Origin of the sequence: Dermacoccus sp. UBA1591 (genome assembly GCF_002322065.1) — a bacterium.
Classification (GTDB): Bacteria; Actinomycetota; Actinomycetes; order Actinomycetales; family Dermatophilaceae; genus Dermacoccus; species Dermacoccus nishinomiyaensis.
Genome location: NZ_DCNR01000120.1, coordinates 8,905 through 13,885, shown reverse-complemented (window position 1 = coordinate 13,885; position 4,981 = coordinate 8,905). Strand labels below are relative to the sequence as shown.

General features: G+C 70.0%; 5 protein-coding genes. 2 read left to right on the top strand and 3 right to left on the bottom strand.

Translation table 11 applies throughout. The annotated features are described in order from the left end of the window. Nucleotides 1–267 (top strand): DNA polymerase (locus tag B2284_RS13815; RefSeq protein ID WP_286697649.1); only part of this gene is annotated, 267 nt, incomplete at its 5' end. 209 nt (nucleotides 268–476) lie between these two features. Here B2284_RS13815 and B2284_RS13810 read toward each other — a convergent pair. The 3 genes from B2284_RS13810 to B2284_RS13800 are packed head-to-tail and all read right to left on the bottom strand — an operon-like array spanning nucleotide 477 to nucleotide 4,128. Continuing rightward, nucleotides 477–1,487 (bottom strand): nucleotidyltransferase family protein, encoded by a 1,011-nt coding sequence (locus B2284_RS13810; RefSeq protein WP_286697648.1) that lies wholly within the window; start codon nucleotides 1,485–1,487, stop codon nucleotides 477–479. Continuing rightward, nucleotides 1,484–3,469 carry an acyltransferase family protein gene (locus B2284_RS13805; protein ID WP_170957197.1) on the bottom strand — a complete coding sequence of 662 codons (1,986 nt, stop codon included), beginning with the start codon at nucleotides 3,467–3,469 and terminating at the stop codon, nucleotides 1,484–1,486. Before B2284_RS13805 ends, B2284_RS13810 begins: the two co-directional genes overlap by 4 nt. A 20-nt stretch (nucleotides 3,470–3,489) precedes the next feature. Beyond that, the gene (locus B2284_RS13800) at nucleotides 3,490–4,128 is read right to left on the bottom strand and encodes a hypothetical protein (RefSeq protein WP_286697647.1); all 639 of its coding nucleotides are present in this window, start codon (nucleotides 4,126–4,128) and stop codon (nucleotides 3,490–3,492) included. Nucleotides 4,129–4,201: 73 nt separating this feature from the next. Here B2284_RS13800 and B2284_RS13795 point away from each other — a divergent pair. Beyond that, the coding region (locus B2284_RS13795; protein WP_286697646.1) for an acyltransferase family protein at nucleotides 4,202–4,981 on the top strand (780 nt) is incomplete at its 3' end.

Sequence of the window (4,981 nt, the reverse complement as noted above, 5' to 3'; positions counted from 1 at the left end):
ATGGCGCTCAACGCGCCGATCCAGGGCTCGGCGGCCGACATCATGAAGAAGGCCATGCTCGGCGTCGACGAGGCGTTGCGCGCGGCGAACCTGCGCTCGCGGGTGCTCCTGCAGGTGCACGACGAACTCATCGTCGAGGTCGGCGCGGGCGAACGCGACGAAGCCGAACGCATCGTGCGCGAGCAGATGGGTGCGGCCGCCGACCTCGCGGTGCCGCTCGACGTCAACGTCGGCACCGGACGCAGCTGGCAGGACGCCGAGCACTGACGGCCGCCGCCCGTGAGGGTCGACGGCCGGCACGTCGGGTCGGCCGGTGCGAAGAAAACGTTCGCAGCTGCCTCTCGGACGAGCACCCGACCTAGAGTCGAAGATTCCAGCTGGGGATCTTTTTCACTCATCTCGGAGGTGCTCATCGCCGCTTCGGCCCGGGGGCCCACGGTTTCGGCCGGGGACCCTTCGAGCCGTTGATGGGGCTCTTAGCCCAGTCGCTCACCGACGTCGAGTGTCACACGGCGGGCGCGCACACCCGGCGCGACGACGGCGTCGTCCCCGATGACGCAGTCCTCCAGCACGGCGCCCGCCCCCACGAGCGCGCCGGGCCCGATGATGCAGCCGTTCACGATGGCGTCGTCGGCGACGCGTGATCCGCCCAGCAGCAGGCTGCCGGAGATCGCACCCGCGTCAGGGGTGCCAGCAACCGCCCCCGCCCGCAGGTCGATGGCGTCGAGGTCACGCTCACGCGCCCAGGCGAGGTTCGCCGCCAGCAGGGCGGCGGGCGTGCCGATGTCGTGGAACGGTGCGTCGTCGCGGTGGACGAACACCCCGCCGCGCTCGCTCGCCTCAGGAAACACCTCGCGTTCGAGGGAGACGACCGCGTCGACGGGCACGAGATCGACCAGGGCGGGGGAGACGACGTACGTGCCCGCGTTGACGACGCCCGCCGGCGCGCCTGGCGGCTTCTCCTCGAACGCCGTGACGCGCCCGGCCTCGTCGAGGTGCAGCAACCCGTACGCCGACGCGTCGGGCACGGCGCGTCCGTGGATCGTGGCGAGCACCGGGGGTGCGTCGCCGGCGCGAACGGCACACGCCCGGTGCGCCCGGTGCGCCCGGTGCGCGGCGACCTGCGCGCCGAGGTCATGCTCGGTGATGAGGTCGCCGTTGAGGACGAGCACGTCGTCGTCGGACGCGAGATCGAGCAACCCGCACGCGTGACGCAGCGCGCCACCGGTGCCGAGCGGATGCTCCTCACGGCTGTAGCGCAACCGGACGCCGTACGCGTCGCCGTCACCCAGCGCCGGACGAAAGGCGTCCGCGTGGTACGAGGTCGCGAGCACGACGGATTCGACGCCCGCCGCCGCGAGACGATGAAGTTGGTGCGCGATGACGGGTTCGTCACCGATCGACAACAGGTGCTTCGGCGTGCGGCGCGTGAACGGCAGCAGCCGGGTGCCGTACCCACCGGCCAGGACGACGGCGTGCAGGCTCATCGGCCGCTGGTGCTCGACGCACTCGACGAGCTGGTGCTCGACGCGCCCGACCCGTCACCGTGCTGCTGGATCTGCGGTGCGAGCCAGTTCCAGAAGATCGGGCCGGACTCGCTGGTGAAGTGCAGCCCATCGGCGTAGAGGTTCACGCCGTTGATGCGGCCGTGATACTGCCCGCCGGGGCAGAGGAAGCCGAACTGGTCGATGAGGGTGACTCCGTTGGAACTCGCCCAGCCCTTCGCCACGTCGTTGAGATGCTCGACCTTCGCGGTGTCGTTGGTCGCGACGACCGTCGGGTCGGTTCCTATCGTCGGCACGCGGTGGCACGACAGGTCGACGAGGTAGGGGTGGGCGATGTTCTGCTGCTTCGCCTTCTGCGCGACGCCGTCGAGGCTGGAGCGCACGAACGCGTCGTGCTCGGCGCTTCCGGAGCGCAGCATCCGTCCGTCGACCTCGTAGTCGTTGAGCAGGTTCTGCGGCAGAAAATAGAGCATCGCGTCGCGCCCGGCGAGGCCGTAGTACCAGTCGTCGTGGAACTGGTCGCACTTCGACAGCGACGGCACCGGCTGGCCGCCGCTGCTCTCCTGCCCGGCGAACGTCGTGCATCCAAAGCTCGCTGATTCCGTCAGCTGCAGGTCGGGAAAGCGTGTCTGCGGGAAGTTGGCGAACAGGCTGTGCGGGATCGAGTTGCCGACGAGGATCGCCTTGACGTCCTCACCGGGCGTGTACGTCTTCATCGCGTACGTCAGTTCGCCGCCACCCGAACCGGCTTCCAGATCGGAACCGCCACCCGAGACGTGCGGTAGCGCCAACGCCCCACCGGCGACGACGAGTGCCGCCGCGGCGGCCGCGATCGGGGCAAGCCGACGAGGTGCAGGCGAGCGCGGCCACAGGGCGCGCACCCCGCCACGGCGCACGGGCTGCTCCACGAAGCGGTAGGTCGCCGTCGCGAGCACGAGGGCGGCGACGGCCTGGACGACGCCCGCCCACGCCGCGTCGAGGCCGAGACGCTCGGGCGCGAGGTAGACGTGCAGCGGCCAGTGCCACAGGTACAGCGCGTAGCTGATGAGCCCGAGCCGGCGCAGCCACTCGAACGACAGCACGTGCTGGAAGCTGTTCGGGTGCGGCGAGGCTGCCGCGAGGATCGGCACGAGCGCGACGACGCAGAACGCGACGAGCCCGCCACGGAACAGCACGGACGACGACTCGTCGAACGTCAGCATCGCGATGACCAGCGCGAAGAGCGCCGGCCACGCGAGACGTTCGAGCCACAGCAGCCACGGCGCGGGGCGCGCGTGACCCCACTGCGACGGCCCGATCCAGGCACCCGCGGCGGCGCCGATGAGCAGTTCGAACGCGCGGGTGTCGGTGCCGTAGTAGACGCGCGTCGGGTCGACGCCGGGCACGTACAGGTGCGCCATCCACAGCGCCGACGCAGCAGCGAGCGCGAGCAACCAGAACGCGAGGTGGCGGCGGCGCGTGAGGAACCGCGTGAGCGCGAGCAGCAGGAGCGGGAACAGCAGGTAGTACTGCTCCTCGATGGCGAGCGACCATGCGTGACGCAGGGGAGAGGGCGTGCCGTTCGAGGCGAAGTAGGCCTCGTCACCGGAGATGAAGTGCCAGTTCGCGACATACGCGAGGGTCGAGAGCACGTCGAGCGAGACGGCGTAACGACGCGACGGCAGCGTCCAGAACGTCGCCATGACGAGCACCGCGAGAAGGACGACGACGAGCGTCGGCATGAGCCGTCGGGCGCGTGCCAGCCAGAACCCGCGCAGGTCGATGCCGCCGCGTTGGACGTACTCGCGCACGAGCAGCGTCGTGATGAGGTAGCCGGACAGGACGAAGAACAGGTCGACGCCGAGCCACCCGCCGCGCGCCGCGTTCGGCCACAGGTGGAACACGAGGACACCGAGCACCGCGAGCGCGCGCAGGCCGTCGAGGGCCGGGCGGTACGTCAGGGGGGTGTGGGGGCGGCGAGCCACGGTCGATCCTCTTCCACGAGTCAATTCGTTCGAAGCCCTGAGTGTATTTGTGACATACACCTCACTGCAGGTGAATCCACCGCTAGCATGCGGTCATGCTGAACACGAACGATGAGGCGGGCCCCACGGGTCTCGCGACCGGCACGAAGATCGCTGCCATCATCTCTGCGCTGCTCCTGGCCGTCGCGGTCTACTTCTTCGTCTCCCCGACGAACTTCCGGGGCAAGGACGGCAGCCTGTTCGGCTGCGGTTCGCCAATGTCCCCCAACACCTCCGGCCTCGCGAAGGGGCAGTGCAACATCATCGAGGGGCAATCGCTGCACCGCGCGCTGCTGTTCCTCGCGCTCGCGCTCACCACCGCCGCGCTCGGCTACCTCCTGTTCGGCACGCACGGCTCCGGGCGCGCCGCGCGCGGACGCGAGCGCTACGACCGTTATGACGAGCACGACGACGATGACGACGAGCGTCCGGTGCGCCCCGCGCGGCGCGAGCGTCGTGACGCCGAGGAGCGTCCCGCACGTCGTGCACGCCTCGGTGACGAGGACCGCGACGCAGAGCGCCACGAGCGCGGCGTGCGCATCGAGAAGGTCGAGCGGGCCGCAGGCCGAAGACGGCGAGGACGACGACGTGCACGAGCGCCGCACCGCGCGCGGGCGCAAGCGCCTGTCGGACCAAGAGCGCGACTGACGCTGCCCGTACCGGCCCCGCGAAACGAGGCCAGGAGAAACGACGATGGCCTCAAAACTGTTCGCCTACCGCCCCGGGCTCGACGGCATCCGCGGCTACAGCATGGTCGTGTTCATGCTGTGGCACGTCGGTGTACTGACGTTCCTGCCCGGCGCGTGGATCCTCATGAACGTCTTCTTCATCCTCTCGGCGTTCCTCATCACGCGCCTGCTGCTCGCCGAGCAGCGTGAGTTCGGGTGGATCAGCGTGCGTGAGTTCTACCGACGGCGCGTGCGTCGCCTCGCGCCGGCGCTGCTGGTCATGGTCGGCTCCGTCACCCTCGACGGGTGGGCGTTCGCGCCAGCCGCGGAGCGCACGTACCTGCGCGGCGACATCCTCGCGACCCTGACGTACGTCATGAACTGGCGCCTCGTGCTGCGCGACGATCAGTACTTCGAGGAGTTCACCCACCCGAGCATCACGCGCCATGCGTGGAGCCTGTCGGTGGAGGAGCAGTTCTACCTCGTCGTGCCGTTGCTCATCATCGCGGCGCTGACGTACGCGCACCGCCGCAGCGCGCGCGCCGCGGGGTTCGTCTTCCTCGCGCTCGCGTCGGCGGCGTGGGCGTCGACGATCGATCTCGACTCACCGGGCGGGCAGGCACACGCCTATTACGGCACCGACGTGCGCGTGCAGGCCCTCGCCCTCGGTGTCGCGGCGGGCGTGTGGACGGGGCATCGTGGACGTGGTGGTGGGTTGCTGCGGGCACGGGATCGTCGCGATCCGCTCGATGCGGGAGACCGCCGGCTCGAGATCCTCGGCTGGGTCGGCCTCGTCGCGACGCTC